29 protein-coding genes and 1 tRNA gene are annotated in these 26159 nt (G+C 38.1%); 15 read left to right on the forward strand and 15 right to left on the reverse strand.

Translation table 11 applies throughout. The features are described 5' to 3' along the window. Positions 1-10: 10 nt before the first annotated feature. From scpA to rlmH, 6 genes are all read right to left on the reverse strand, one after another. Positions 11-2146 (reverse strand): methylmalonyl-CoA mutase, encoded by a 2136-nt coding sequence (scpA, locus tag IQ282_RS02875; RefSeq protein WP_194850486.1) that lies wholly within the window; start codon positions 2144-2146, stop codon positions 11-13. Between the two features lie 2 nt (positions 2147-2148). Next, positions 2149-3543 carry a methylmalonyl-CoA mutase subunit beta gene (locus tag IQ282_RS02880; RefSeq protein ID WP_194850399.1) on the reverse strand — a complete coding sequence of 465 codons (1395 nt, stop codon included), beginning with the start codon at positions 3541-3543 and terminating at the stop codon, positions 2149-2151. Continuing rightward, positions 3543-3860, reverse strand: a complete 318-nt coding sequence (locus tag IQ282_RS02885; RefSeq protein ID WP_194850400.1) for an FtsB family cell division protein — start codon at positions 3858-3860, stop codon at positions 3543-3545. Before IQ282_RS02885 ends, IQ282_RS02880 begins: the two co-directional genes overlap by 1 nt. A gap of 17 nt (positions 3861-3877) precedes the next feature. Further along, positions 3878-4486: a uridine kinase gene (gene udk, locus IQ282_RS02890; protein WP_194850401.1), complete on the reverse strand. Its 609-nt coding sequence runs from the start codon at positions 4484-4486 to the stop codon at positions 3878-3880. 365 nt (positions 4487-4851) lie between these two features. Continuing rightward, positions 4852-5043, reverse strand: a complete 192-nt coding sequence (locus tag IQ282_RS02895; RefSeq protein ID WP_194850402.1) for a ribbon-helix-helix domain-containing protein — start codon at positions 5041-5043, stop codon at positions 4852-4854. A 45-nt stretch (positions 5044-5088) separates the two neighbouring features. Next, positions 5089-5562 (reverse strand): 23S rRNA (pseudouridine(1915)-N(3))-methyltransferase RlmH, encoded by a 474-nt coding sequence (gene rlmH, locus IQ282_RS02900; protein ID WP_194850403.1) that lies wholly within the window; start codon positions 5560-5562, stop codon positions 5089-5091. 84 nt (positions 5563-5646) lie between these two features. Between rlmH and nadC the strand changes: the two genes are divergently transcribed. The 5 genes from nadC (at position 5647) to priA (ending at position 11040) form a co-directional block, all read left to right on the forward strand. Beyond that, positions 5647-6513 (forward strand): carboxylating nicotinate-nucleotide diphosphorylase, encoded by an 867-nt coding sequence (gene nadC, locus IQ282_RS02905; protein ID WP_194850404.1) that lies wholly within the window; start codon positions 5647-5649, stop codon positions 6511-6513. Beyond that, entirely contained in the window at positions 6506-7432 is a 927-nt protein-coding gene (locus IQ282_RS02910; protein ID WP_194850405.1) for a YihY/virulence factor BrkB family protein, read from the forward strand. The genes nadC and IQ282_RS02910 overlap by 8 nt, the downstream gene beginning before the upstream one ends. 32 nt (positions 7433-7464) lie before the next feature. Beyond that, a complete protein-coding gene (locus tag IQ282_RS02915) occupies positions 7465-8031 on the forward strand; it encodes a chalcone isomerase family protein (protein ID WP_194850406.1) in 567 nt (188 codons plus the stop codon). A 59-nt stretch (positions 8032-8090) separates the two neighbouring features. Then, positions 8091-8516 carry a DUF2147 domain-containing protein gene (locus IQ282_RS02920; protein ID WP_194850407.1) on the forward strand — a complete coding sequence of 142 codons (426 nt, stop codon included), beginning with the start codon at positions 8091-8093 and terminating at the stop codon, positions 8514-8516. A gap of 73 nt (positions 8517-8589) precedes the next feature. Then, entirely contained in the window at positions 8590-11040 is a 2451-nt protein-coding gene (priA, locus tag IQ282_RS02925; RefSeq protein ID WP_194850408.1) for a replication restart helicase PriA, read from the forward strand. Between the two features lie 435 nt (positions 11041-11475). On the opposite strand, the gene IQ282_RS02930 is transcribed toward priA, so the two are convergent. Then, the gene (locus IQ282_RS02930; protein WP_194850409.1) at positions 11476-12180 is read right to left on the reverse strand and encodes a LytR/AlgR family response regulator transcription factor; all 705 of its coding nucleotides are present in this window, start codon (positions 12178-12180) and stop codon (positions 11476-11478) included. Between the two features lie 207 nt (positions 12181-12387). Here IQ282_RS02930 and rpsF point away from each other — a divergent pair, with 207 nt between their 5' ends. From rpsF to IQ282_RS02950, 4 genes are read left to right on the forward strand one after another with little or no spacing between them, the layout of a single operon-like run. After that, entirely contained in the window at positions 12388-12732 is a 345-nt protein-coding gene (gene rpsF, locus IQ282_RS02935; RefSeq protein ID WP_194850410.1) for a 30S ribosomal protein S6, read from the forward strand. Between the two features lie 2 nt (positions 12733-12734). Continuing rightward, positions 12735-13031, forward strand: coding sequence for a 30S ribosomal protein S18 (gene rpsR, locus IQ282_RS02940; protein WP_194850411.1), 297 nt, complete (start codon positions 12735-12737; stop codon positions 13029-13031). Between the two features lie 18 nt (positions 13032-13049). Further along, entirely contained in the window at positions 13050-13502 is a 453-nt protein-coding gene (gene rplI, locus IQ282_RS02945) for a 50S ribosomal protein L9 (protein WP_194850412.1), read from the forward strand. A 59-nt stretch (positions 13503-13561) separates the two neighbouring features. Further along, positions 13562-14056, forward strand: coding sequence for a DUF6495 family protein (locus tag IQ282_RS02950; protein WP_194850413.1), 495 nt, complete (start codon positions 13562-13564; stop codon positions 14054-14056). On the opposite strand, the gene IQ282_RS02955 is transcribed toward IQ282_RS02950, so the two are convergent. Together IQ282_RS02955 and IQ282_RS02960 are read right to left on the reverse strand one after the other, a co-directional pair. Continuing rightward, entirely contained in the window at positions 14053-14586 is a 534-nt protein-coding gene (locus tag IQ282_RS02955; protein WP_194850414.1) for a methylated-DNA--[protein]-cysteine S-methyltransferase, read from the reverse strand. The genes IQ282_RS02950 and IQ282_RS02955 overlap by 4 nt on opposite strands. After that, positions 14579-15820, reverse strand: a complete 1242-nt coding sequence (locus tag IQ282_RS02960; protein WP_194850415.1) for an ABC transporter permease — start codon at positions 15818-15820, stop codon at positions 14579-14581. Before IQ282_RS02960 ends, IQ282_RS02955 begins: the two co-directional genes overlap by 8 nt. 160 nt (positions 15821-15980) lie before the next feature. Here IQ282_RS02960 and hisS point away from each other — a divergent pair, with 160 nt between their 5' ends. Continuing rightward, positions 15981-17354: a histidine--tRNA ligase gene (hisS, locus tag IQ282_RS02965; protein WP_194850416.1), complete on the forward strand. Its 1374-nt coding sequence runs from the start codon at positions 15981-15983 to the stop codon at positions 17352-17354. Positions 17355-17517: 163 nt separating this feature from the next. On the opposite strand, the gene IQ282_RS02970 is transcribed toward hisS, so the two are convergent. Further along, positions 17518-17591, reverse strand: a tRNA-Met gene (locus tag IQ282_RS02970). 150 nt (positions 17592-17741) lie between these two features. Between IQ282_RS02970 and IQ282_RS02975 the strand changes: the two genes are divergently transcribed. Next, a complete protein-coding gene (locus IQ282_RS02975) occupies positions 17742-18131 on the forward strand; it encodes an START-like domain-containing protein (protein ID WP_194850417.1) in 390 nt (129 codons plus the stop codon). Positions 18132-18181: 50 nt separating this feature from the next. Continuing rightward, complete coding sequence (locus tag IQ282_RS02980) at positions 18182-19018, forward strand: aminotransferase class IV (RefSeq protein WP_194850418.1); 837 nt, start codon at positions 18182-18184, stop codon at positions 19016-19018. Here the strand turns inward: IQ282_RS02980 and IQ282_RS02985 are convergent. The 5 genes from IQ282_RS02985 to IQ282_RS03005 all read right to left on the reverse strand — a co-directional run bounded on the left by IQ282_RS02985 (position 19015) and on the right by IQ282_RS03005 (position 23507). Next, positions 19015-19575 carry a YqgE/AlgH family protein gene (locus tag IQ282_RS02985; protein ID WP_194850419.1) on the reverse strand — a complete coding sequence of 187 codons (561 nt, stop codon included), beginning with the start codon at positions 19573-19575 and terminating at the stop codon, positions 19015-19017. The genes IQ282_RS02980 and IQ282_RS02985 overlap by 4 nt on opposite strands. Before the next feature lie 140 nt (positions 19576-19715). Beyond that, complete coding sequence (locus IQ282_RS02990; protein ID WP_194850420.1) at positions 19716-19988, reverse strand: HU family DNA-binding protein; 273 nt, start codon at positions 19986-19988, stop codon at positions 19716-19718. Between the two features lie 154 nt (positions 19989-20142). Continuing rightward, positions 20143-21096, reverse strand: coding sequence for a methionyl-tRNA formyltransferase (gene fmt / locus IQ282_RS02995; protein ID WP_194850421.1), 954 nt, complete (start codon positions 21094-21096; stop codon positions 20143-20145). Next, positions 21089-22978 (reverse strand): RecQ family ATP-dependent DNA helicase, encoded by a 1890-nt coding sequence (locus tag IQ282_RS03000; RefSeq protein WP_194850422.1) that lies wholly within the window; start codon positions 22976-22978, stop codon positions 21089-21091. The genes fmt and IQ282_RS03000 overlap by 8 nt, the downstream gene beginning before the upstream one ends. Continuing rightward, positions 22971-23507: an AAA family ATPase gene (locus IQ282_RS03005; RefSeq protein WP_194850423.1), complete on the reverse strand. Its 537-nt coding sequence runs from the start codon at positions 23505-23507 to the stop codon at positions 22971-22973. The genes IQ282_RS03000 and IQ282_RS03005 overlap by 8 nt, the downstream gene beginning before the upstream one ends. 43 nt (positions 23508-23550) lie before the next feature. Between IQ282_RS03005 and IQ282_RS03010 the strand changes: the two genes are divergently transcribed. The 3 genes from IQ282_RS03010 to murA all read left to right on the forward strand — a co-directional run bounded on the left by IQ282_RS03010 (position 23551) and on the right by murA (position 26139). Continuing rightward, positions 23551-23868 (forward strand): DUF493 family protein, encoded by a 318-nt coding sequence (locus IQ282_RS03010; protein WP_394355191.1) that lies wholly within the window; start codon positions 23551-23553, stop codon positions 23866-23868. Positions 23869-23956: 88 nt separating this feature from the next. Further along, positions 23957-24646: a DUF4290 domain-containing protein gene (locus IQ282_RS03015; protein ID WP_194850424.1), complete on the forward strand. Its 690-nt coding sequence runs from the start codon at positions 23957-23959 to the stop codon at positions 24644-24646. 182 nt (positions 24647-24828) lie between these two features. Then, the gene (murA, locus tag IQ282_RS03020; RefSeq protein WP_194850425.1) at positions 24829-26139 is read left to right on the forward strand and encodes a UDP-N-acetylglucosamine 1-carboxyvinyltransferase; all 1311 of its coding nucleotides are present in this window, start codon (positions 24829-24831) and stop codon (positions 26137-26139) included. Positions 26140-26159 lie beyond the last annotated feature (20 nt).

Raw genomic sequence — 26159 nt, forward strand, 5'->3', positions numbered from 1 at the left:
CTTGAAATATTTAGTTGTCTAATAAGGTCAAAATGTCAATAGCGGCTGCGCTAATTTTTGTTCCCGGTCCAAAAACAGCTGCTACCCCAGCATCAAATAAAAACTGATAATCTTTACGAGGAATGACTCCACCTACAATAATCATAATGTCTTCTCGGCCGTATTTTTTCAATTCGGCCATTACCTGAGGAACTAATGTTTTATGTCCGGCGGCGAGTGATGAAATACCTAATACATGCACATCGTTTTCCACGGCTTGTTTAGCGGCTTCTTTAGGGGTTTGAAATAATGGTCCAATATCCACGTCAAAGCCTACATCGGCATAACCGGTGGCTACAACTTTGGCACCGCGATCATGGCCGTCTTGACCCATTTTTGCAATCATGATCCGTGGTCTGCGACCTTCTTTTTTTGCAAATGAATCTGCTAGCTGTTGCGCTTTCGCGAAAGCGGGATCATCCATAATCTCTTTTTTATACACTCCTTGAACGCTTTTGATCTGGGCACGGTAACGACCAAATTCACTTTCCAATGCATCTGAAATCTCACCCAGTGTTGCACGCTCTTTTGCTGCGTTGACTGCAAGTTCGAGGAGGTTTCCCTTCCCAGTTTTGGCACAATCGGTTAATGCCTTTAATGTCTGTTTGATCTTAGAATCATCACGATCCTGACGTATTTGTTTCAATCGGTCAATCTGTTCAATACGCACTGCTGCATTATCAATGTCTAAAGTATCAATGTGATCTTCATCCGGACTAGGATACTTATTGACTCCCACAATAACATCGAGATTTGAGTCGATTCTAGCTTGCTTTTTAGCAGCGGCTTCCTCAATTCTCATTTTAGGAATTCCAGCTTCAATAGCTTTTGTCATTCCACCTAGTTCTTCAACTTCCTCAATTAACTCCCAGGCTTTATGGGCAATTTGGTCTGTAAGAGATTCCACATAATAGGATCCTGCCCAAGGATCTACTGTTTTTGTAATTGCGGTTTCCTCCTGTAAAAATATTTGGGTATTTCTAGCAATTCGCGCACTAAAATCTGTTGGTAATGCGATGGCTTCATCCAGTGCATTAGTATGTAAACTCTGTGTTCCACCAAAGGCTGCAGCGGTGGCTTCAATAGTAGTTCGAGCTACATTATTAAATGGATCCTGTTCTGTCAAAGACCAGCCTGACGTCTGGCAATGGGTTCTTAAGGAAAGTGATTTCTCGTTTTTAGGATTGAATTGTTTGATCAACTTTGCCCAGAGCATTCTAGCCGCACGCATCTTGGCAATTTCCATAAAATGGTTCATCCCAATCGCCCAAAAGAAGGATAGGCGAGGAGCGAAGGTGTCTATATCCATTCCAGCATCAAGCCCTTTACGCACGTATTCTAATCCGTCTGCGAGGGTATAAGCGAGCTCAATATCACTGGTCGCACCAGCTTCATACATATGATAACCAGATATGGAGATGGAGTTGAACTTAGGCATGTGCTCGCTTGTATACTCAAAAATATCTGAGATGATCTGCATGCTAGGTTGGGGCGGATAGATGTAGGTGTTTCTAACCATGAATTCTTTGAGAATATCATTTTGAATCGTACCACTCAATTCCTTGATATCAACACCTTGCTCCATTGCTGCAACGATATAAAACGCCATAATAGGCAATACAGCCCCATTCATAGTCATGGAAACCGACATCTTATCCAGCGGAATAGAGTCAAACAAAATTTTCATATCCTCAACGCTGTCGATCGCAACACCTGCTTTTCCCACATCGCCTTCTACTCGTGCATGATCACTATCATAACCGCGGTGCGTTGCAAGATCAAAAGCAACCGAAAGTCCTTTCTGTCCAGCCGCTAGATTACGTCTGTAAAAAGCATTTGACTCGGTAGCACTAGAGAAACCAGCATATTGACGGATGGTCCACGGACGTCTTACATACATCGTAGAATATGGACCACGCAAATTAGGAGCTATACCAGCAACGAAATCTAAATGTTCCAGATTTTTAATATCCTCAGCAGAATATTCCTTTTTTAATGATATGCCTTCGGAGGTTTGATACTCTTGCTCTTCAGAAGCCGCAATAGTTTTCGGAAACGTAAGTTTTTCAAAGTCTGCTTTAATATGGGAAAGGTCTTTTCTTTTCATCATCATTTCGGCATTTGTGATTTTTCCAGATCTTCTGCAAGTCTTTTTACTGAAATAGGTGTTATCAAGGTTTTGCGTGGTTCGATTTTCTGGAATGGTAAAATCTCGTATTCTTTTTGCAATGGCAAATCGGCATTTGGAAACTTATTGACGCCTACCAGTGTTTTTTCACCTTTTTTCAAAAGTTCTCGTTCTGCCGTATCGCTTTCCTTGATTTTGCGCTGGATCGTTCCCTCAAAAAGAGAAGTTATTAAGCCACCAGAAGCTTCTATAGTTTTGAAGATTTCCAGCGATTTTTCCACTAACTCTTTCGTAAGCGTATTTATATAATAATTACCATCAGCTGCATTGGCCACCTTATTCAAGTAAGCTTCTTCTTTTAAAATCAACAACTGGTTGCGAGCAATGCGTTCCCCAAACTCATTCTGTTTGTGAAAAAAAGAATCATATGGTAAATTGTAAACGGTATCTGAACCTCCCAAAACGGCACTCATACATTCCGTCGTGGTGCGTAGAAGGTTGACGTTGTAATCGAGCAAGGATTTATTTCTAATGCTGGGAGTTGCTGTAATGTAGCAGCTTAACTCAAGGCCGTAGGCATTTCCAATAGTTTTGGTAAGAATGCGGTACGCTTTAATCTTTGAAATTTCCATGAAGTAGTTAGCTCCAATAGTAATGTCAATATTGATCCTTTTTTCCGCTTTCGCGAAAGCGGAAAAAATTTCCTCATCATGCTCCTTTCCTGAATCGCAAAAAGCATTTAAATATTCATTTAAGTGAGCTGTAAAATATGCGAGTTCTTGAGTTGCTGTTGCGCCACCTTGCTGATAATTACTCGTATTGATAGTAATATTTGAAAAATATTTAGGGAATATCTTCAAAAACTCTTGGTAATTTTTAAAATCATGATCTTTATTTTTAAACCAGTTTCCATTCGACCCTAATCTATGAATAGGATCTAAATGAACATTAGCTTTAGGAAGAAAGCCAGAAAGCTTTTTTAAAAACTCTAGATCTAAAAACTGTGGGTGTACTTGAACTCCTATTTCCGGAAGGTTATTTAAGAGAACCTCAAGATCAATCGTTGGATCAGGAATATCGAGAATAACACCTTCTGCACCACGTTCTAGAATGTCAAGTGCTTTCTTGTTAGCTGCCCTAGCATTACCGCAATAAATTTTTTGAGAAACATACCAGTCTTTCTTCTTGCCAGCGCTATCTGGAACATCAAATACAGGCGCGCTATCAGAATGATAAATTGGTTTAATATTAATCCCCTCTGGAGTACTCGTGACCAGCGTTTGATTGTAATCTGCGCCTTTGAGATCCATCTGGATCTTCTGCTTCCAGGCGGTTTCTGAAACTGGAGAGAAATCATCAAATAATCGCTTCTTCATCAATCTTCTTTTTTTACGGAATCAGCATATTCAATAATATATACTTCTTCATTTTCTTTCTTCATTAAATAGCGTTCTCGACCGAATTTTTCAATCCCTATACTATCTTTTAATTGTGCAATCCGTGCTTGATCTGCCGCGATACCGCGCATATAAAAATCTGCGGTTTGTTCTTTTTCTGAAATTTGTTTATCCAGAGCTTTATGAGAAGTGAACCAGGCATTAGTATCTAAAAATCCTATCCACACGGCAAAGCATGCGAGAATAATCACGTATTTATTAATGTACCATTTCTTCCTGAGTTCCTTCCACTTCATAATTCCAATATACGGATTTAGCCCAGTTTTTGATCCAATATGGAGCGTAAAATTTTAACACCTACACGGTTTAATTTGTTCGTCGGTATGATAACATCTGCATACGCCTTTGTAGGCTCAATAAACTGTTGATGCATGGGTTTCAAGGTACTTTGATATCGGTCTAGAACTTCATTTAAATCGCGACCACGATCTGCGATGTCTCTTTTTAACCTGCGAATTAAACGCTCATCACTGTCACAATCAATATAAACCTTAATGTCAAAAAGATCTCGAATGGCGGGCTGGGTCAGAATCAGAATCCCCTCTACAATAATCACGGTGCTGGGTTCTGTTTTTAATATATCTGGTGTCCGGTTGTGCTCCACAAAGGAATATACCGGCTGATCAATTGTTTTACCTTCTCTTAATTGAATCAAATGTTCCTTGAGTAGGTCAAAATCAATAGAGCTGGGATGATCAAAGTTTATTTTTGTGCGCTCTTCATAAGATAGATGGCTGGTGTCCTTGTAATAGGAGTCCTGTGAAATCACGGTGACGTCTGTGTTTGGATATTCATGCGCCACTTGATTGACCACGGTAGTTTTTCCACTACCTGTTCCACCTGCGATTCCTAATATGAGCATTTTTTAGATTTGAATGCAAAGGTAATGGGTTGGTGGGAATAGTTAGAGAATCGTATGAATATCTTGATTACCTACTACTGCAATAATTTCAACTATGTTCTTGACCTTTTAAAAATACTATCTGATCCCTATGGACATCTACAATAGTCAGGTCTTACTTCATCAACGGCTGTGAAGGCGTAAGGATTTTTAGATATTGTTTTAATGCATTCAATTAATTTTTCAGAATAGACTTCTGCTTAATTAAGTCCAAACTAGGATAAATCATAAAAGTCTATTCGCATTGAATCTTGCTCTGCTTGACTGCTAATTTTATATTCCAATACCTGCTTTTTCTCTAGCTTTCTGAAAAACCTCTTCCACGGTCAGTTCCAAAAATTGCTTTGTTCGCTTTTTTCTAATTTGTCCTGTAACGGCGCCAGCTGCTCTGCTTTCTTTCGCGCATTTCTAATCAAATCATTTACCAGCTCGCTCATGCTGGAATATTCCTGATTGTTGACTTGGCTTTTTAGCCATTCATCATTTAGTTCTGTAGGGAAGATACTTTGTCTAGGCATGGTGCGTTTTTGATGTAAATGGACACAAGAGTCTCGCATGTTAATTTATTCATGATGATAAGGCTCATTCTTCAGAATGGTAAATGCTCTATAAATCTGCTCTACCGCAAATAACCGAACCATTTGATGGGAAAATGTCATGGAACTCAAGGATAATTTTGAGTTAGACCTTGAATAAACATCTGGAGAAAAACCATAGGGTCCACCTATTACATAAACAAGTCGTTTCATGCCTGATAGACTTCTCTTATTAATTAATTCCGCAAACTGAAGACTGGAATAGGTTTTTCCCTTTTCATCCAGTAGAGTTACAAAATCACTGGTTTGAAGTTTTGCTAGAATCAAATCACCTTCCATGGATTTTTGCTGATCTAAGCTTAGATTTTTTGTCTTCTTAAGATCAGGAATCACCTCAATCTCAAAATTTATGTAGTGTTGGAGTCGGCTGGAGTAGACATTTACAAGGTCTGCAATGCGATTATCGTCAGTTTTTCCAACAGCAAGGAGTGTAATCTTCATATCGTAAAGGTAAAATCTTTAAACATATTTATAGGATTGGCCTTATAATCTTACTTTTGACTTATCCCGATTAAATAGTCACAGATGAAGTATAAAGGCGAGTTATTTGAAAAAGAACAAAACCGTATTATCACAAATGCGATACGGGAAGATGTGGGAAGTGGAGACCACAGCAGTCTTGCCTGTATTCCTCGCAATGCAACTGGTAAAGCGCGCTTACTAGTGAAAGATGAAGGAGTGATTGCTGGAATCGCTTTCGCGAAAGCGGTATTTCACCATGTAGACCCTGCATTAAAGATCGAGGAATTAAAGAAAGATGGCGATAGAGTTATTTATGGGGATGAGGTTTTTTACGTCTCTGGTTCCTCGCGATCAATCCTCACTGCAGAGCGTATTGTTTTAAATAGCATGCAGCGCATGAGCGCCATAGCAACAAAAACAAAAGCTTTTGTAGAATTACTCGAAGGAACCGGAACAAAAATTCTGGATACCAGAAAAACCACGCCTGGAATACGCTTGTTAGAAAAATGGGCGGTACATATAGGAGGAGGCGTTAATCACCGACAAGGATTGTTTGATATGATTATGCTTAAGGATAATCACATCGATTTTGCAGGAGGTATAACTAAAGCGATTGAAAAAACTCTGGATTACCTTCATGAAAAAGAATTGAATCTAAAAATTATCGTAGAAGCGAGAAATCTAGATGAGATTAAGGAAATACTAAAATCTGGAAAGGTGTATCGTATTTTGATCGATAATTTCGATTTTGATCAAACAAGAAAAGCGGTAGAACTCATAGGTGATCAATGTTTGACGGAAAGTAGTGGTGGTATTACACTCCTTACTGCACGACAATATGCAGATTGCGGTGTTGATTATATTTCTAGCGGTGCTTTAACTCATAGTGTCTACAATATGGACCTCAGTTTGAAAGCCATGCATGAGTAAACTCAAAAAAATTCTGGGTCAAGTTCCAGTCGTTTCTTGGTTTGTCGCGGTTTCCAGTAGGGCAAGGCTTCCCGGTTTTGAAGGGATGACTGCCTATGATCTTTGGGAAACCTATAGCACGGGAATCCTACAAGGTGCATTTACACTGCGAGCAAGTGCGATAAGCTATAGTTTTTTCATGGCTATTTTTCCCTTTATTCTTTTTATGTTGAACTTGATTCCGTTTGTACCGGTGGATAATTTCCAAGTACAATTTTTGGAATTTGTGAATGGTTTATTACCAGCACAAGCAGCAGGCTCATTTGATAATATTTTTAGAGAAATTGCATTACAAGAGAACAAGGGATTACTAACCATTGCCTTTGTGACGTCTTTGTTTTTTATGAGCAACGGTATCAACGCTATTTTTGATGGTTTTGAAAGATCTTTCCACTCATCATTCAATAGAAATATGATTAGGCAATACCTTATTTCGCTAGGTGTTTCCTTGATGTTGTGTTTGTTTCTGGTCATATCAATTGCTCTTACAGGAGTTGTTGAGTACTGGATTAGTACACTGCGAGCACAGGATTTTATGACACAAAGTTCTACTGAAATCGGTTTGATTGTCGTTCGTTATGTGACGATAATAATTTTACTGTATGCTTTTGTCGCTACGTTATATTATACAGGAACTAAAGAAGGGCGACAAACGAGGTTTTTCTCTATAGGTTCAGTAATTACCACCTTCTTAATTTTGTTGTCCTCATATCTATACGGACTGTACATCGATAACTTTTCCTCTTACAATGAAATTTATGGATCTATAGGCGCACTGCTTATTCTAATGATTTACATATGGCTCAATGCAAATATATTGTTGCTGGGATTTGAGCTAAATGCATCGCTCAGAACATTAAAGGCACGGAATTTGAAATGATAATGTTATATTTAAAATCTAAATCTATACTCATGAAAAAAATACTTTTAATAGCTGTTGCCTTCATAGGAACTTATACAGCTTCTGCCCAAATGACCATTGAAGGTGTCAAGGTAGAAAAAAATCTTACCGTCGATGGTAAGGAATTGGTTTTGAATGGTGCAGGGTTGCGTGAAAAATTCATATTTGATTTATACGTTGGTGGATTGTACACGACAACAAAATCAAGCAATGCATCAACGATCATGAATGCAAACGAGCCTATGGCGATTACTCTAGATATCGTGAGTAAGCTAGTGACCCAGGATAAGATGATTGAAGCAATCACAGAGGGTTTTGAAGATAGCGTTTCAGATGCTGAGCGTAAAATTTTACAACCTAAGATTGATAAATTTATAGGTTTCTTCAATGAAGAAATAGTCAAGGGGAATGAATTCCAATTATCATATGTACCAGGAAAAGGAACTATGGCTCATAAAAACGGGAAGCTTTTAGGATCTATTGAAGGTTTAGACTTCAAAAAAGGACTTTTTGGAATCTGGTTAGGTAATGACCCAGCAGATAAAGGATTGAAAAGCGGAATGTTAGGATCCAAATAGATGTACATTGAACTAATTAAAAGCCCATGCATTACCATGGGCTTTCTAATATCATACACATGAAGAATATTGTAATGTTGATGTTGATGTGTTTCGCTTTCGCGAAAGCGTACTCGCAGGATGTCACAGGAACATGGAAAACCGTTGACGAGAAATCTGGAAAAGTAAAGTCACATGTTGAGATTTATAAAAACGGTGATAAATATTACGGAAAAATTCTTAAAGTATTATCTGAAAAGGGCGCCGAATATTCAAAGTGTACGTCTTGTGAAGGAAAATTGAAGGATCAACCCCTAGAAGGTCTAGTTATAATGGAGGGTCTTGAAAAACACGGAAAAATGTATAAAGGTGGATCAGTGGTAGATCCAGAAAGCGGGAAGTCCTATGATTGTAAAATATGGCTTAATGAGGATAACCCAGACTTACTTATGGTACGTGGTTATGTGTTATTCATATACCGCACACAAACCTGGGAACGCATATAAGTTTTTGCAAAATCCATAACTATCTTATGGGAACAAAAAAGCAATCGGTTATTTTTACATAACCGATTTTTTTATGGATTATTTTCTCGATGTCATTTTACCATTGCCTTTGGAGCGATATTTCTCTTATCGCATTAATGAAGCAGAGGCACAGTTTATCCAGCCAGGAATGCGAGTTGCGGTTCCCTTTGGTAAATCTAAGTTATACACTGCGATTGCAGTAAGCGTGCGAGAAAACATAACCGTGGCATATGAGATAAAAGATATTGAATTTATTATTGATGAAGAGCCTATCCTGCAGGACGGTCAGATCAAATTCTGGGAATGGATTGCATCTTACTACATGTGCAGCGTCGGTCAGGTAATGAAAGCATCGCTTCCTAAATCTTTATTGCTGGAAAGCGAAACCGTTATCCAGATTAATGACAGTACGATTCCAGATGAGGCAAATCTTTCTGACCATGAATTCCTGATTTTAGAAGCTTTGGAAAATCGCAAAGCTTTGAAAGTGGACGACGTGATGGCGATTCTTGATCGTAAAACTGTATTACCTATTTTGAAGGAAATGTTGAATAAAGATTTGATCGTTATTCAAGAAGAACTGTATAATACCTACAAACCTAAAACTGAAAAATACATCCAGCTCGCTACAGAATATAAAGATGAGGAGCTATTGCGCGACCTTTTGGATTCCATGACCAGAGCACCTATGCAACGGCAAGCGATAATGACCTTGTTTATGATGCGTGCTGGCAATAAACTGGTAAAAAGTAAAGATCTTGAATCAAGAGCTGATGTAAGTCGTGCAGTGATAAAATCATTAGTGGATAAATCAATTCTCCTGGAGACTGAACAAGAGGTAAGCCGCATGTTGATGGATGCGCAAGAAGGAAACGAATTACATGAACTCAATGAAGGGCAGCAGAAGGCGCTTTTAGAAATACGTGAGAGTTTTGCAACGCATAAGGTTTGTTTGTTACACGGCGTCACTTCTAGCGGTAAAACAGAAATCTATGTCCGGCTCATTCAAGAGGTTTTGGCTCAGGGGAAACAATGTCTATACCTGCTTCCTGAAATCGCTTTGACGACACAGCTTATTTCAAGATTACAGTATTTTTTCAAGCATCAAGTTTTAATTTATCATTCAAAATACAATCTCAATGAACGGCAGGAGGTCTGGAGCCTTGTATTAGAATCTAAAGAGCCATACGTAATCATAGGCGCTCGTAGTGCAATGTTGTTGCCCTATGGAGATCTGGGTTTGATAGTCGTTGATGAAGAACATGAGACCAGTTTCAAACAATTTGATCCAGCACCACGATATCACGCTAGAGATGCAGCCATCGTTTTGGGAAAAATGAAAAATGCTGAGGTCTTGTTGGGAAGTGCTACGCCATCATTGGAAACTTATTATAATACAACAGTAAATAAGTTCTCCTTGGTAGAATTAAAGCAGCGCTACGGTGACGTCAAGATGCCAGAGATTAATATGATCGATATTAAAGAAAAGCATCGCAAAAAACGAATGACCCATCACTTTTCTGATACATTGATAGAGCATATGAAAGATGCTTTTACAAATCAGGAACAAGTAATCCTATTCCAAAACCGCCGTGGTTTTGCACCTATTATGGAGTGCAATACTTGTGGTTATGCACCGCAATGTCCTAATTGCGATGTGAGCTTGACAGTACACCAGCATAAGCAACAACTGCGTTGTCATTACTGCGGGTATCACACCTTGATTCCTATAGAATGTATGGCTTGTTCCAGTACAGATCTGGATACAAAAGGATTCGGTACGGAGCAAATTGAGAAAGAGTTCCTAGAGATTTTTCCAGATCAAAAAGTGGCAAGAATGGATCTGGATACTACTCGAGGAAAATACAGCTATGAAAAAATTATTGATCAAGTAGAAAGTAGGGCTGTGGATTGTCTGATAGGAACTCAAATGCTTACTAAGGGATTGGATTTTAGGCATGTAAGTCTAGTAGGGGTTTTAAATGCAGATGCCATGCTCAATTTTCCTGATTTTAGGGCACATGAGCGTTGTTTCCAGTTGTTGACTCAGGTTGCAGGACGTGCCGGTCGAACGGAGAAACGTGGTAAAGTACTCTTGCAAAGTTATAATCCTGATCACATGATATTGCAACAGGTGAGTGCTTATGATTACTCCACGATGTTTAATCAGCAATCGGAAGATAGGTATCAATTTAAATACCCGCCGTACCAGCGGTTGATTAGAATAACATTCAAACAAAGAGATTACAACCAAACCTTGCAGGCTGGACAGTGGTTTGTGAACGCATTAAACCAAATAGAACATGGAGTCGAAGTTCTAGGTCCTGAATTCCCTGCGGTTTCCAGAGTGCGTAATCTTTATAACGTTCACGTTCTCGTAAAGATTGGGAAAAAACACAGCCCAGAAACAGTAAAGGGATTTATTGGAAAAGTGCGCCGCAGCTTTGAAAGTATAAAACAATTCAGGTCTGTGCGCTGTAATGTGGATGTGGATTGTTATTAAGATCGGAGTTTTATAACAGATCTATTCTTAAAATAACTGAGGCAGAGATAGACACTTGTCGCAACTATAAGTAGCAACAACATGAAGAAAAAGATTAGGAAGCCGATTAATGAGAAATAAAATTTCCATTCAGCATCGGTTCCTAGAGTTTCTAACTTGCTGTAAAAAACATAAAAGGAAACGGAACTCATACCTGATGCATAAATGAAACCAGTCATTAAAAGACCGTAGGTTAAAAAGGTGAAATTTTTGGGTGTGGTTACTGATTTGAAGGTCTTTAGTTTGGTGCTGATAAAATATATTTATTTAAGTTATTCTTACATAACCTTCAGTTCTAATCTTAAAATGAAGTCAATCTGCGATCGCATTAAATATATCAGGTAATAAAAAAAACCTGCCACAATGGACAGGTTTCTATTATAGATTGTCAAAATTCTAAAATTGTGAGAGCGCTTCTATCAAATCAGCCTTGCGATTACGACTTAGAGGTAGAACTTCTGAGTCCAGCTCCACTGCTTTTGAGTTGAATTTTTCTACCCGTCTCAAATTGACGATATATGATTTGTGAATGCGTAAGAAATCCTCTGGAGGCAATTGCTTTTCAAAGGATTTCATGGTGGAAAGAACTACTAAGCTTTCGGTTTCAGTAATTAATTTTACATAATCTCCTAATGCTTGAATAAACTTCAAGTCTTTTAGATATACTTTACGCTTTTTTAAATTGCTTTTTACAAATATGAATTCGCCTTTATCTTCCACCATTTCTGTACGCATTTTGTGAGCGAGAAGTGCTCTTTCCACTGCATAAAGAAAACGATCTTTTTTAATAGGTTTTTGCAAATAATCGATAGCCGAATAATCAAAGGCTTTAAAGGCATACTTTGTCTGACCGGTTACAAATATTACCCCTGGTTTTTCTGTGATATCATCTAAGAGATCAAAACCAGTAAGAATAGGCATTTCCACATCTAGAAAGATGAGGTCAACACCAGCATCTTTAATGGCGGTTTTGGTTTCAATAGCGTTGCTATATTCTCCTATTAGTTTTAAATTTGGATGGTTTTCTATTAGTTTTACGATAGCAAGTCGTTGAATGCTAGAATCATCAACAACAAAACATTTGAGTAAAGTATCGGTCATATGTGAAAACGAATTAAGTACAAACAATACTAATACCTTTATCGATGTAATGCAAATACAAAGCACGTTTTATCGATAAATCGAGTTTTTATATCGAACTAATGATTTCTAAGTACTTGAAACAGCACTATAATAGCTATGTCAAAATATTGTTGTGTAGATAATAGAAAAAGAGTATTTTTGCACTCGTTTTTAAATTAATGTAACATGAATCAATACGAAACTGTTTTCATTTTGAATCCCGTTTTATCTGATGATCAGGTAAAGGAAACAGTAAAGAAGTTTGAGAATTTCCTTACTGAACGTGGTGCCGAAATGGTAGCTAGCGAAGATTGGGGCCTAAAAAAATTGGCCTATGCAATCGACAACAAGAAGAGTGGATTTTACCACTTATTCCAATTTACCGTTCCAGGTGAAGTAATCAATGACTATGAGGTCGAATTCCGTCGTGACGAGCGAGTGATGAGATACCTTACTGTTAGACTTGATAAATATGCTATCGAGTGGGCAGAAAAAAGAAGAAGTAGAATGTCTAAAAAATCTCAAGCTTAATTATGGCAACATTACAACAACAAGCTAAAGGAAAAAAAGATGGTGACATACGTTACCTATCTCCTTTAAAGATCGAGACTCAAGAGCGTAAAAAATACTGTCGTTTTCAACGTAGCGGTATTAAATACATAGATTATAAAGATCCAGATTTCTTGATGGGACTTGTAAACGAGCAAGGGAAGATTCTTCCTAGACGTTTAACTGGAACATCATTGAAGTATCAACGTAAGGCAGCAGTTGCTATCAAAAGATGTAGACACATCGCTTTGATGCCGTTTGAAGGAGATCTTTTAAAATAATTTAATCAGACTATAATAATGGAACTTATACTAAAACAAGACGTAGATCATTTAGGTTTTACCGACGACCTCGTTACCGTTAAGGCTGGTTATGGACGTAACTTTTTGATTCCTCAAGGAAAAGCTGTAATGGCAACTCCTGGAGCTAAAAAGCAACTTGCTGAAACTGTGAAGCAACGTGCTCACAAAGAAGAATCTAATATCAAGGCTGCACAGTCACAGGCAGATAAATTGAATGGAATGGACCTTAAGATGGCTGTAAAGTCAGGTGAAGGTGACAAACTATTTGGTTCTGTAACAACTTCAGATCTTTCTGACGCTCTAGCTAAAGAAGGTGTTGAAATCGATAAGAAATACATAACTGTCGCTGGTGGTAACATCAAGAGATTAGGCCAGTATGAAGCAACAATTCGTTTTCACCGCCAGGTTCAAGCAATCTTCACTTTTGAAGTAGTAGGCCTTAAAGGTTAATTCAAACGTAATTATAACAGAGCCGTTCCATTATTGGAACGGCTTTTTTATTCCATAATATGAAGTATAGAAGACTTACTAAAGAACAGTTAGAGGAGTTACAACCAGAATTCATTAATTTTCTGGCAACTCAAACTATTACCGCTACGGAATGGCAAGAGATTAAATCCAATAAACCTGAAGTTGCAGAAGAGGAAATTGATGTCTTCTCTGATCTCGTTTGGGAAGGTGTACTTTCAAAAGCAGGATTTTTAGAACACATCAGTACGAATACCATGAATCTTTTTGAGCTGCGTGAAAAGGATATGGGGTTGATTTCTATTATCGTAGGAGACGATAAAATTGACATTACCACCGCAACTGGTTACAAATGGTTGCAGAACAATCTTCTCGATGAAGAGGTGAAAATATTCACCGCCGCAAAAGCTTATGGAGAGGACAAGAACCTAGATAAATTCAAGCTTATAGAATCTGGTGCAGTGATTACTAAAGGTGATTTATTTAGATATTTTGATGACCTTCTTGAAATGGGAAAACGGAAATCTGAATTTTAAAATAACGATTGCTGTCCGTGGGAAAGGTCTATTCCTTCTAAGTCTAGCAATGCTTGCTTTGCTCTCAGACCTCCTGCATAACCAGTTAAAGCGCCATCTGCACCTATAATACGGTGGCATGGGACTATTATAGATAGGGCATTTGCTCCATTAGCAGCTGCCACAGCTCTTATACTTTTAGGGTTTTTACGCTTTCGCGAAAGCGAACTATAGGACATCGTTTCACCATATGGGATTTCTACTAAATCATTCCACACGCTTTTTTGGAACTCCGTACCGCACAGAAGAATGGGCAAATGAAACTTTTGAATCTCTTTTGTGAAATAACGATCTAATTGATAGATGGTTTGGTCGATCAACTCATGGGTCCCAGTAATCATTTCTGCCTGGCAAGTAACTTCTATTCGTTTATTCACAGCTTCTCTTTGCTTGCGATAAGTCCAGTCACACATGCATAACTTATCTTCAAAAACGCCTAAGGTTATTTCACCAACGGGTGATTTGTAGATTGTTGTAATGATATTACTCATAACGCAATGCCTCGATAGGATCTAATTTCGCTGCCTTAATCGCAGGAATAATTCCAGAGAAAATGGCAATCAGAATGGAAATAATCGTTGCGAGAATGATGGCCGTCCAGGGTATCATAAATGGAATTTCAAATCCTGCTGAAACACCATAACCTATTAAAACTCCTAAAATAATTCCCAGCAAGCTACCATATTGACTGATCAATAGGGTTTCCATAAAAAATTGCCAGGAAATAGTGCTGCGCTTTGCGCCCAGTGCTTTGCGGACTCCTATCTCTCGAGTACGTTCTGTTACAGAAACGAGCATGATATTCATCAATGCTATAGAACTACCGAATATTGTTATAACACTGATAATTATGGCGGCTGCATTGAGAGCTACGCTAATTTCATCAACTGATGACATCAATTCATCCCGCTGTACAATTCCAAAATTGTCTTCTTCCAACGGTGTTAAACCGCGTATGCTACGCATTAAAAGAACTGCTTTATCTCTAGCATTGTCCATTAATTGCTGGTCCAGCACTTTTACACTCAAATCATAGCTAATGTTGGGCAAGGTGTAAATACTGCGAGCAACTCCTATGGGAATCAACACCCGTAAATCCACATTATTTCCAAACGTGGAACCTTTTTCTTCCAGCAGTCCTATCACGGTGAATTTATTACCACGTATGCTTATTGTTTGTCCTATGGGATTCAAGCCTTGAAAAAGGGCGTCTTCCATATCGCTTCCGACCAGCGCAACACGACTGTTATTTCCTATGTCTGTAATAGAGAAACCACGACCTTCCAGGATTTTTGTACCGCTGTTGTCAATAAAATTTTCATTAACGCCAGACACAATAACCTTTGGCTTTGTTTTACGATCCTCGCTTTTAATTTCCGCTTGAGAAGTAGCTTGGAAAGAGACACCTACCTGTGAGGTTGGAAAATTGTAATTCTGCTCAAACTCGCGAACATCTGTATAATCTACGACTGGATTTATTTTGCGAACTTCTCCACCACCATTGCGCTGGAAACCTAGAGAATACCTCTGGATATTAAATGTGTTTGTTCCTATATCTGAAAAACCACTGCTTAATGTGCGTTCTAAAGCATTCACAGCACTCAATATTCCTACTAATGCTGTTATTCCTATGGCTATAATAAATACAGTAAGAATCGTACGCAACAACTGGCTTTTGATGCTTTGCTGTGCAATACTTAAATTTTCGCGAAATAATCCTATCATGCTCTATTTGACTATTTATCAATTATAACGTTACAGTTATGAGCCCTAAATTTAAAGGTTTAAAAATTAGTTCTCGCCTGCTTTCTAACCTCTCAGTTTTAGTCATACTTCCAGTCACATCTAATAGCAAGGTTTTATATTTGCAGCTTTAAACCACATCATGGCACAAAAACCATCTATTCCTAAAGGCACCAGAGATTTCAGTCCTAATGAAATGGAACGTCGGCAATATATCATCGATATTCTCAAACATAGATTTCAACTTTATGGATTTATGCCTATTGAAACTCCCAGTTTTGAGAATTCAGAAACACTTTTAGGGAAATATGGAGAGGAAGGAGATCGATTGATCTTTAAGATTTTGAACAATGGTGCATTTCTAGACAAGGTAGACGACGAATTATTATCCTCTAAAAATGAAAGTGTCATCACCTCAAAAATCAGCGACCGTGCTTTACGTTATGATTTGACGGTGCCGTTTGCACGTTATGTGGTTCAACATCAAAATGAAATTGCTTTTCCGTTCAAGCGTTATCAAATTCAAAATGTGTGGCGAGCAGACCGTCCACAAAAAGGAAGATTCCGTGAGTTTACGCAATGTGACGCAGACGTTGTGGGTAGCGATTCCCTCCTGCAGGAAGTAGAGTTCATCAAACTTTTTGATGATGTTTTTACCGATTTAAAACTGAATGGCTGTACCATAAAAATCAATAATCGTAAAATTCTTGCTGGTATTGCAGAAATGATGGGAGCAGAGGATAAGCTCATAGATTTTACAGTAGCGCTGGATAAACTAGATAAAATAGGAGCAGAGCAGGTTAAAACAGAAATGCTTGATAAAGGAATCGATCCACAAGCGATTGAAAAATTACAACCTGTATTTGAGCTTTCAGGATCTTTCGAGGAAAAAATAACCCAGATGAAATCTTTACTTTCAGAAAGTACTATTGGACTGGAAGGTATTGCAGAGTTGGAATTTATAAAAAATAAACTGACCACTCTCAAGATGAAAACGGCTCATCTGGATCTAGATATAACTCTTGCTCGCGGTCTTAATTATTACACAGGTTGCATATTTGAAGTTTCTGCTCCACAGGGTGTAAACATAGGAAGTATCAGTGGTGGTGGACGTTATGATGATCTTACTGGTATTTTCGGAATGAAGGATATGAGCGGTGTGGGAATCAGTTTTGGATTAGATCGCATCTATTTAGTGTTGGAAGAGCTCCATCTTTTTCCAGAAACAGTGAAAGCTGGCGTGCAGGCTTTATTCATAAATTTTGGTGAAGCAGAGGCTAATTATTGTATGGAATGGATGTTTCGCTTTCGCGAAAGCGGAATCAAAACAGAATTATTCCCGGATGCTGGAAAGATGAAAAAACAGATGACCTATGCGGATAAGAATGAGATCCCATTTGTGATTCTTGCCGGTGAGGATGAAATAAAAGCTGGAAAACTCACACTCAAGCATATGAAAACAGGTGAGCAGGAAACCTTGTCTCCTGAAGATCTCTTGAAAAGATTTGCTGAATAAAGTTTAGGCTTCCTATTATAAATGTGATGGAGCCCTTTTAGGCACTGTATTTATCGATAAAGTAACGATCCGACAGTTGAGTTTCCGTTTTATTAAAGCCGCTTTTATAAAAGAGGAACTATCAAAGCATAAAAAAACCTTCCAAAATTGGAAGGTTTTTTAGTAGCGTGGGGCGGGCACGATCCGCCGACCTCAGCATTATGAGTGCTGCGCTCTAACCAACTGAGCTACCACGCCATTTCAACTTAAACAGCTGGTTGTTTAAGCGGCTGCAAATATAGTTTTAAAATCCATTTATAACCAAATACTAATCAGCTAAAATTTTCATTCGATTAAATTTAAACGCTTCAAAGGTTTGCATTATATTGCCGTCAAAGATTTAAGTTAATGCAAGATCCTATTAAGTTTGAGTTAGAGTTTGTTGTGCAAGTGTCACCTGCTTTATTATATCAATATATCGCAACACCTTCTGGTATGTCAGAATGGTTTGCTGATAATGTAAACAGTCGTGGTGAATATTTCAGATTTATCTGGGATGGCCAGGAAGAAAAAGCCAAAATCATTAAACGTGTAAGCGAGGAGCGTGCAAGATTCCAATGGGATTATGATGAGGATACTAAAAAATATTTCGAACTGCGTATTGAAGTTGATGAAATCACAAAGGACGTTTCTTTGATGGTGACAGACTTTGGTGATGATGAGGAAGAAGTAGAAGAACAAAAGATGTTCTGGGACAACCAGATAAGTGAGCTAAAAAAGGTGCTGGGTTCTAGATAGACCATTATATAAGAATTAAATTTGTGCCCTGAATTTCAGGGCATTTTTTTATGGTAATTTTGAACGACGTATTGATAGAGAGTGAGGAAGCTACAATAGCTTTCAATAATCGTGGTACCTATTATGGGGATGGCGTTTTTGAAACTATGCGGTGTCTGGACGGACAAGCTATTTTCTATGAATCGCATTATTTTAGGCTTATGTCTAGTATGCGCATCTTGCGCATGGAAATCCCGCAATCCTTTACTCCAGAATTTTTTGAAGAACAGATTCTAAAACTTCAAAAAGCAACAAAGGACAGCTCACCTCACAGTAGGTTAAGAATCACAGTATGGCGCAATACAGGTGGATTATATACCCCAATGGATAGCACTATTTCTTATAGTATAGAAATGACATCGCTACATAAGGTTTTTGAAACAGAGGGTAAAAATGAGGTGGAATTATTTAAAGATCACTTACTTCCATTGGGAATGTTGGGCAATCTGAAGACCACCACAAAAACCGTAAACATTCTGGCGGGTATTTACAAAACTGAAAATGACTACGACGATATGTTGTTGCTCAACCAGAACAAAATGGTGGTAGAAAGCATTTCTGGAAATTTATTCTTGCGTACTGGGGGAACTATCAAGACACCACCACTCAAAGATGGATGTTTAAATGGAATCATGCGGGAACAAGTCATGACCCAACTCAAACGTATGCTTAATTATGAGGTAATAGAAGAGAGCATCACACCTTTTGAGTTACAAAGAGCGGACGAACTTTTTTCCACCAATGTTATTCAAGGAATAAAAAATATAACAAAGTATCGCAAAAAGGAATTTGAGCAAACAACTGGTGAAGAATTGAGAACCTTTTTTAATAAAAAGTTGTTCTCCTAATTATAGCTGGGATTCTCAGGAGCATTTGACCATATTTCATAGCCGTTCCCTAAATCACGCATTTTATTCTTCCAAATGTCCTGCATGTGGTCAGAAAGAATTTTATCGCTATCTTCATTATCAATTACTACCCAGGATCTAGACTGTAATTCTTGCTGCAATTGATCATGTTCCCATCCAGAATAGCCTAGAAAGAACCTGATATCTTCTGTTTTGATCTTATCTTCATTAATCAATCTGCTTACCGTGGTAAAATCACCACCCCAGTAGATTCCATCTTGTATTAAATGAGAGTTAGGTATAAGATCTGGTATGCGATGCAAAAAATATAAATTATCCTGGCTAACAGGACCTCCATCATAAACTTCAAACTTTTGGTTAATCTCTGGAATAAGTTCGCTTAAGCTGTAATCTAGTGGTTTATTCATTATAAAACCGACGATTCCATCTTCATTAAAATCTGTCAACAACACAACAGATCTTGAAAAAGATACATCGCCTATAATTCTAGGTTCAGAAACTAATAATTTGCCGCGTTCAGGAGCAAGTGTGTTCATATGTAAATTTCAGTCCTTAAACTTAATAAAATCAAATTAGCAATTAACATAAATTTATGGATTTCTCTCTTTAAATTAAAATGAATAATAAAAAAACCCGTTTCGGAAAGAAACGGGTTTGATTTTAACGGGAGGTGTAATTAATTTACAGCTTTCTGTAAATCGCTTCCTGCTTTGAATTTCACTACTTTTTTAGCAGCAATTTTGATGGTTTTACCAGTCTGAGGATTTCTTCCTTCACGAGCAGCTCTTTTAGAAACTGAGAAAGATCCGAAACCTACTAGAGATACACGGTCACCTTTTTTAAGAGACTTTTCTACGTTACCTAAGAAAGACTCTAATGCTTTTTTTGCAGCTGCTTTTGAAATACCAGAAGCTTCTGCCATTCCTTCGATTAAATCTGTTTTGTTCATAATAGAATTTAAATTAATGTTGGTTAAACTAAAACGTGGAAACAAATTTATACGGATTCTGCTAGCACGCAAGGATTAGAGCGAGAAATGAGAAAAATTGTTTATAACCTTGAACAATTGTTAATAAATATCTGTTAATTACGTCACTTTATCGCTAGGCCACGCCAAATCTAGCGTCCGGAGAGAATTGAAACCCATTTAACAAATCTGATGCCTTCATTCTTTTTTTATTGGGCAATTGCAACTCTATAATTTCTATAAAATCTGTTTTACAGGCGACCTTAATTTTGCCATTTTCTACCACAATACTTCCAGGTTTCATTTTATGCGCTCTTCTTAAAATTTCGGTTTGGTATATCTTTACCGTTTGTGATTTGTCATCCTCAAGGATTGCTTTTGCAACAGGAAACGGAAATAATCCCCTTACCATCGCATCCACATTTCCTGCTGTTTGATTAAAATCGATGGTAGTATTTTCTATGGTTAGTTTAGGAGCGTCTTTTAAACCTTGTGTCTCTTTTTGTATGGTTGTTTGTACATCGCCGTTGGAAATGTCATTTACGGTCTTTAAACATAGGTTTGAGCCCAGCTCCATCAGCTTACCGTAAAGGCTTCCCACAGTTTCCTGTTCTTCTATATTGCTTTTTACTTGATCGATGATAGCACCGGTATCAATTTTCTCATCTATAAAGAAGGTGGTAACTCCGGTTTTTTCTTCTCTATTGATAATTGCCCAGTTTATTGGGGCAGCACCTCGATATTGTGGTAATAGACTGGCATGGAGATTAAACGTCCCCATGGAAGATAGTGACCAGACCTCTTTAGGCAACATGCGGAAGGCAACCACCACTTGAACGTCCGGCTTTAAAGCAGCAAGTTCTTGATGAAACTCTGCTGATTTGAGGTTAGTAGGTTGTAAAATATTGAGATCGTGAGTTTGTGCAAACGTTTTTACATGACTCTGTTGCAGGTTGCGACCACGACCTGCTGGTTTATCAGGTGCTGTGACCACCCCTATGATGTTGTGAACTGATTCGTTTAATTTTTTCAACACTCCCGTAGCAAATTCTGGAGTTCCGTAGAATACAATGTTTAAAGGCTTACTCATTGATATGGTATTTATTGTCGTTTGTAATGTAAATTTTGTGACGCTCCAGTAGGTTTCTCAACACCTTTGTAAGTTGGGTTTTATCTGCGTCAAAAAAAGAGTGAATTTCTTCAAAGCCCAAAGGATTTCTTAGCTGTTGCAAAAGTAAGATTTCATCCAGATTTATAACCTTGGGTTGTTTGGGATTGCAAATAGAACACTTCCCGCAGGGTGCTTGTTTAGGCTCGTCAAAATAATCAAGAATAAAATTTTGAATACACTCGTCTTTATTTTGAACCAGCTGCATCATCGCGTTAAGTTTTGATTCTTTCAATTTATTCTGGCTTTCCAGTGCCTTAGAAAACTTGTTAATGGTGCGATCATCTTCTCGAGGAACCAGAAAAGTAATTTGAGTATCTGCCGTACTCAGTTGGGCTTCTACTAGTTTTAGCTTCACCATTTTCTCAATGATTTCAATCACTTTTTTTTCTGTGGTATTACTCCGCAGGGCAATTAGGCCTAAATTAATGGATAGATCTTGATTCTGACTGCTTCCGTAAGTGCGCATTAAAGCCTGCAGGATGGAACTTGCCACTAAGTCATTCTTTGTGAAGTTGAGGATTGTTTTTCCGCTTTCGCGAAAGCGTAAACTTGTTCTTCCTTTAATATCCTGCAACATAGAAATTACACCAAACCGATCTAGTGCCATCAAGGCATTGTAGCTAGTAATTCCATTAAAGCCATAGGCGCGGCAGAAATCTGAAAATGAAATAAAATGGGAAGTTTCAGACCCCTCACCTTTGGGAATTTGAAGGTAACTATTCAATTTGCGATAAACGGTTTTTAACAAGGTTACGGTAGGAAGGCCTTTAATAAACTGGTTGTGGGCGTGATTGAGATCATTAATGTTATAGATAAACTGTGCAACACTCGAGTTGCCATCTCGACCAGCGCGACCCGTTTCCTGGAAGTAACTCTCAATACTATCAGGCAGTTGTAAATGCACAATACTGCGCACGTCTGGCTTATCAATTCCCATCCCGAAAGCGTTTGTAGCAACCATAACTGTGGTTTGATTGCTCATCCATTGTTTCATGGCATGATCTCGCAACTTGTGGTTAAGTCCACCGTGATAAAATGCCGCTTTTATGTTATTGTGTTCTAATAAATGGGCAAACTCTATACTATTCTTACGACTGCGCACGTATGCTATTGAACTTTCTGGTTTGCTTTTGTAGAACTGAATTATGGCCTTTCTTTTATCAGGTGTATCTAGAATTCTATAGGCAATATTATCTCTTTTGAAGCTATTTTTAAAAACGTTGGCTTCTTTAATCCCTAGATTTTGTAAAATATCACTCTGTACTTTTTGGGTGGCAGTAGCTGTCAAGGCTATAATTGGGGCATCTGGCACCAGCTTTTTCAATAATGCAATGTCACGATATGCAGGTCTAAAATCATGACCCCATTCACTAATGCAATGCGCTTCATCCACTGCTATGAGGTTTATTTTCATTTTAGTAAGCCGTTCTTGTACTAAAGATTGTTGTAGGCGTTCAGGGCTTAGGTAAAGAAATTTATAATTTCCGTAGACGGCATTATCGAGCATGTCGTCTAGATCGTTGTAGCGCACTGCTCCCGTAATACCCATCGCTTTTACATTTTGCTTTTTAAGCCGTGCGACTTGATCCTTAATTAAGGCTACTAATGGTGATACAACGATGCAAATACCATCCATTTGCAATCCTGGAATTTGATAACAAAGTGATTTTCCACCACCGGTAGGAAGTAATGCTAGTGTATTTTTTTGAAGCAGAACATTGTGGATAATCTTTTCCTGAAGGGGTAGAAAATCCTCATATCCATAAACCTTGCGCAATATATTTTTAGCTTCTTCAATCAAGACCTGCAGTAGCTAGTATGCTTTCCAATCTTTGTTCTACGGGTAGTTTTGATACTATATTGACCGTATATCCTAGAAACTCATAGTAATCGGTTAAAATTTTACCTATTTCCACGGCTTGATCATAGGATTCATAGCGTTCATTATCACTTTGGTATATTTCTTTCCAAGGTGGTAAGAAGAAAACTTGATCGTATTTATGATTTAAACAAGCATCTCTATAGGACTGTGGTATGGGATCTCCTGTAAATTTATGATAGGCAGGAACATCAGGAATACCACGATCGTAGAAGTGGATGGAATTCTCTGCTTCCTGAAATTGTTGTATCCTGCGTTGCAAAAGCTCGTTACTAAATGCCATGGGGTCATCCAGGAATAACTGCTGGATTCCCTGCTCTTGCGCTTTTTGCGTAATGTCCCTTGAGACCTCGTGATGTACTGTATAACCTAACTTTTCTATGGCGTTTATTAAAGTAGTTTTTCCAGAGCCCGGACCACCTATCAATAAAATTCTTGTTACTTGATTCATACTACAAATTAACTAAATCCAGCACTAGTGCAGCCGCCATACGATGATTATATTTGCACAAGTTATTGCAATTATGAACGATCCTAAATCAGAAGAGTTTTATAAAAAGCTCAAATTACAGCTCGCAGACACCAGTTTGTGGCCAGCAAAATACCTTTATAAATTTATTGTCCCGTCAGAACGTGATAAGATTCTCAAGATTGAAGGTTTGTTTGACAACCTAGGTGCTGTTATAAATAAAAAGGAATCCAGTAAGGGAAAATATACGAGCATATCAATAATGGTTAAAATGAGAAATCCCGAAGCCGTTGTTGAGAAATATTTAGAGGTTTCAAAGGTAGAAGGAGTTATTTCTCTTTAGGTGTTTTATGCAATTATCAATTATTTTTAAGAGATTAACAGCTTTTTGTTTATTTTGCAACACTTCACAATAAGAATTACATTTCATTTTGATATCATCATTAGAGTACAACACAGAGCGTAATCAGCTTAATATTCCTGAATACGGTCGCCACATACAGAAGCTGATCGAGCACTGTAAGACCCTTGAAACTAAGGAAGAACGCAATCGCATGGCAAATGCTATCATAGGCGTCATGGGAAATCTAAATCCACACTTGAGGGATGTTGCAGATTTCCAACATAAATTATGGGATCAGTTTTTTGTTATAGCAGAGTTTGATCTGGACGTTGATTCTCCTTATCCATTACCTAAGAAGGAAGATCTTGATGCTCACCCGCCTCGCATGCCTTACCCACAAAAGAAACCTAGATATAGGTTCTACGGCAATAACATCCAGAGCATGATTAATGTTGCTACATCATGGGAAAAAGGAGAGAAGCGTGAAGCACTTACCTTTATCATAGCTAATCACATGAAGAAATCCTTCTTGAATTGGAATAAGGATTCTGTGGATGATTCTGTTATTTTTAAACATTTATTTGAATTGAGTGAAGGTGAAATTAATCTAGCAGCTAAGGATGAAGACTTACTTGCATCTAAAGACTTAATTTATCGCAATACAAGTACTCGTCGAGATACTACCAATAACAATAACCGTGGTCGCTCTAAAAAAGGAGGCCGCAGCAACGGTAGCAACAGCAATAATAACTCAAACAATAGACGCAGACGCAACTAACAGCTGTCTGCTTGATTTAAAAAAGACAGCCTAAAGGCTGTCTTTTTTAGTTTAGTTAATTGCTTAGAGTAAAATCAGTGGCGGCGATATTTCAATGTTTACTAATTATGAATATTAGTGTTCTATAATTCCCGTCATAATAGTATAGATTCTTATTTTTAAAAACCAAACCTAAATTACACATGGGAACTTTTATTATTGAAGGCGGTCAAGCCCTTAAAGGAGATATACAGCCACAAGGCGCAAAGAACGAGGCACTGCAAATTTTATGTGCGGTCTTACTGACAGCAAAGCCAGTGAAAATTGACAACGTTCCAGATATAATTGATGTCAATAAATTAATCGACTTATTAAGTCACCTAGGAGTAAAGGTTACAAAGAACACATCTAGTTCCTACACTTTTCAAGCAGATGAAATCGATCTGGATTTTTTGCAGTCTGAAGATTATAAAGTTTTAGGACGCGGTTTGAGAGGATCTATCATGCTAGTAGGCCCATTACTCGCTCGTTTTGGCAAAGGATATATTCCTCGTCCTGGTGGTGATAAAATTGGTCGTCGTCGCTTAGATACTCACTTTGAAGGATTTATAAAGTTGGGAGCGAAATTTCGCTATAATCGAGAGGAATATTTTTACGGAGTAGAGGCGGAGGAACTGAAGGGAGCCGATATGTTGCTGGACGAGGCGTCAGTAACGGGAACGGCAAACATAGTTATGGCCGCAGTCATGGCAAAGGGGACCACCACTATTTACAATGCCGCTTGTGAGCCTTACTTGCAACAGCTATGTAAAATGTTAGTGCGCATGGGGGCGATAATTAAAGGAATCGGTTCTAATCTCCTCACAATTGAAGGAGTGGATGAGCTTTCTGGAACAGATCACCGCATTTTACCAGATATGGTAGAAATAGGGAGCTGGATAGGTCTAGCGGCAATGACTAAAAGTGAGATTACAATCAAAAATGTAGCTTATGATGAATTGGGTTTAATTCCATCTACATTTAGGAAGTTGGGAATTACCTTAGAACGTCGTGGTGATGACATCTATATTCCCGCTCATACAGATGGCTATGAAATCCAGAGTTATATAGATGGTTCTATTTTAACCATATCTGACGCGCCATGGCCAGGATTTACACCAGACCTTTTGAGTATCGTGCTTGTGGTTGCGACACAAGCGAGAGGCAGTGTCTTAATCCATCAAAAGATGTTTGAAAGTCGCTTGTTTTTTGTAGATAAATTGATCGACATGGGAGCGAAAATTATCCTGTGTGATCCACATCGTGCTACAGTAATAGGTCATGATTTTAAGTCTAGTTTAAAAGCAACGACAATGACATCGCCAGACATTCGCGCAGGGATCTCTTTGTTAATAGCTGCTTTGAGCGCACAGGGAACGAGTACCATTCATAATATAGAACAGATAGATCGTGGCTATCAGAATATCGATACCCGTCTCAAACGCATCGGTGCACATATACAGCGATTGAGTTAGGGTTTGGTAATAGTAGAATT

Origin of the sequence: Nonlabens antarcticus, from assembly GCF_015356755.1 — a bacterium.
Classification (GTDB): domain Bacteria; phylum Bacteroidota; class Bacteroidia; order Flavobacteriales; family Flavobacteriaceae; genus Nonlabens; species Nonlabens antarcticus.

Coding starts and splice junctions, on each gene's coding strand:
- IQ282_RS03005 (WP_194850423.1), bottom strand. CDS start 23,507: ATGAATCAAGTAACAAGAATTTTATTGATAGGTGGTCCGGGCTCTGGA.
- rpsR (WP_194850411.1), top strand. CDS start 12,735: ATGGCAACATTACAACAACAAGCTAAAGGAAAAAAAGATGGTGACATA.
- murA (WP_194850425.1), top strand. CDS start 24,829: ATGGGAACTTTTATTATTGAAGGCGGTCAAGCCCTTAAAGGAGATATA.
- IQ282_RS02895 (WP_194850402.1), bottom strand. CDS start 5,043: ATGCCTAGACAAAGTATCTTCCCTACAGAACTAAATGATGAATGGCTA.
- IQ282_RS02985 (WP_194850419.1), bottom strand. CDS start 19,575: ATGAACACACTTGCTCCTGAACGCGGCAAATTATTAGTTTCTGAACCT.
- IQ282_RS02930 (WP_194850409.1), bottom strand. CDS start 12,180: ATGACCGATACTTTACTCAAATGTTTTGTTGTTGATGATTCTAGCATT.
- IQ282_RS02920 (WP_194850407.1), top strand. CDS start 8,091: ATGAAGAATATTGTAATGTTGATGTTGATGTGTTTCGCTTTCGCGAAA.
- priA (WP_194850408.1), top strand. CDS start 8,590: ATGGATTATTTTCTCGATGTCATTTTACCATTGCCTTTGGAGCGATAT.
- IQ282_RS02980 (WP_194850418.1), top strand. CDS start 18,182: ATGGTAATTTTGAACGACGTATTGATAGAGAGTGAGGAAGCTACAATA.
- rplI (WP_194850412.1), top strand. CDS start 13,050: ATGGAACTTATACTAAAACAAGACGTAGATCATTTAGGTTTTACCGAC.
- rlmH (WP_194850403.1), bottom strand. CDS start 5,562: ATGAAGATTACACTCCTTGCTGTTGGAAAAACTGACGATAATCGCATT.
- fmt (WP_194850421.1), bottom strand. CDS start 21,096: ATGAGTAAGCCTTTAAACATTGTATTCTACGGAACTCCAGAATTTGCT.
- IQ282_RS02960 (WP_194850415.1), bottom strand. CDS start 15,820: ATGATAGGATTATTTCGCGAAAATTTAAGTATTGCACAGCAAAGCATC.
- IQ282_RS03010 (WP_394355191.1), top strand. CDS start 23,551: ATGATTATATTTGCACAAGTTATTGCAATTATGAACGATCCTAAATCA.
- IQ282_RS02910 (WP_194850405.1), top strand. CDS start 6,506: ATGAGTAAACTCAAAAAAATTCTGGGTCAAGTTCCAGTCGTTTCTTGG.
- IQ282_RS02950 (WP_194850413.1), top strand. CDS start 13,562: ATGAAGTATAGAAGACTTACTAAAGAACAGTTAGAGGAGTTACAACCA.
- IQ282_RS02915 (WP_194850406.1), top strand. CDS start 7,465: ATGAAAAAAATACTTTTAATAGCTGTTGCCTTCATAGGAACTTATACA.
- IQ282_RS02880 (WP_194850399.1), bottom strand. CDS start 3,543: ATGAAGAAGCGATTATTTGATGATTTCTCTCCAGTTTCAGAAACCGCC.
- udk (WP_194850401.1), bottom strand. CDS start 4,486: ATGCTCATATTAGGAATCGCAGGTGGAACAGGTAGTGGAAAAACTACC.
- nadC (WP_194850404.1), top strand. CDS start 5,647: ATGAAGTATAAAGGCGAGTTATTTGAAAAAGAACAAAACCGTATTATC.
- IQ282_RS02885 (WP_194850400.1), bottom strand. CDS start 3,860: ATGAAGTGGAAGGAACTCAGGAAGAAATGGTACATTAATAAATACGTG.
- IQ282_RS02975 (WP_194850417.1), top strand. CDS start 17,742: ATGCAAGATCCTATTAAGTTTGAGTTAGAGTTTGTTGTGCAAGTGTCA.
- rpsF (WP_194850410.1), top strand. CDS start 12,388: ATGAATCAATACGAAACTGTTTTCATTTTGAATCCCGTTTTATCTGAT.
- scpA (WP_194850486.1), bottom strand. CDS start 2,146: ATGAAAAGAAAAGACCTTTCCCATATTAAAGCAGACTTTGAAAAACTT.
- IQ282_RS02955 (WP_194850414.1), bottom strand. CDS start 14,586: ATGAGTAATATCATTACAACAATCTACAAATCACCCGTTGGTGAAATA.
- IQ282_RS02990 (WP_194850420.1), bottom strand. CDS start 19,988: ATGAACAAAACAGATTTAATCGAAGGAATGGCAGAAGCTTCTGGTATT.
- hisS (WP_194850416.1), top strand. CDS start 15,981: ATGGCACAAAAACCATCTATTCCTAAAGGCACCAGAGATTTCAGTCCT.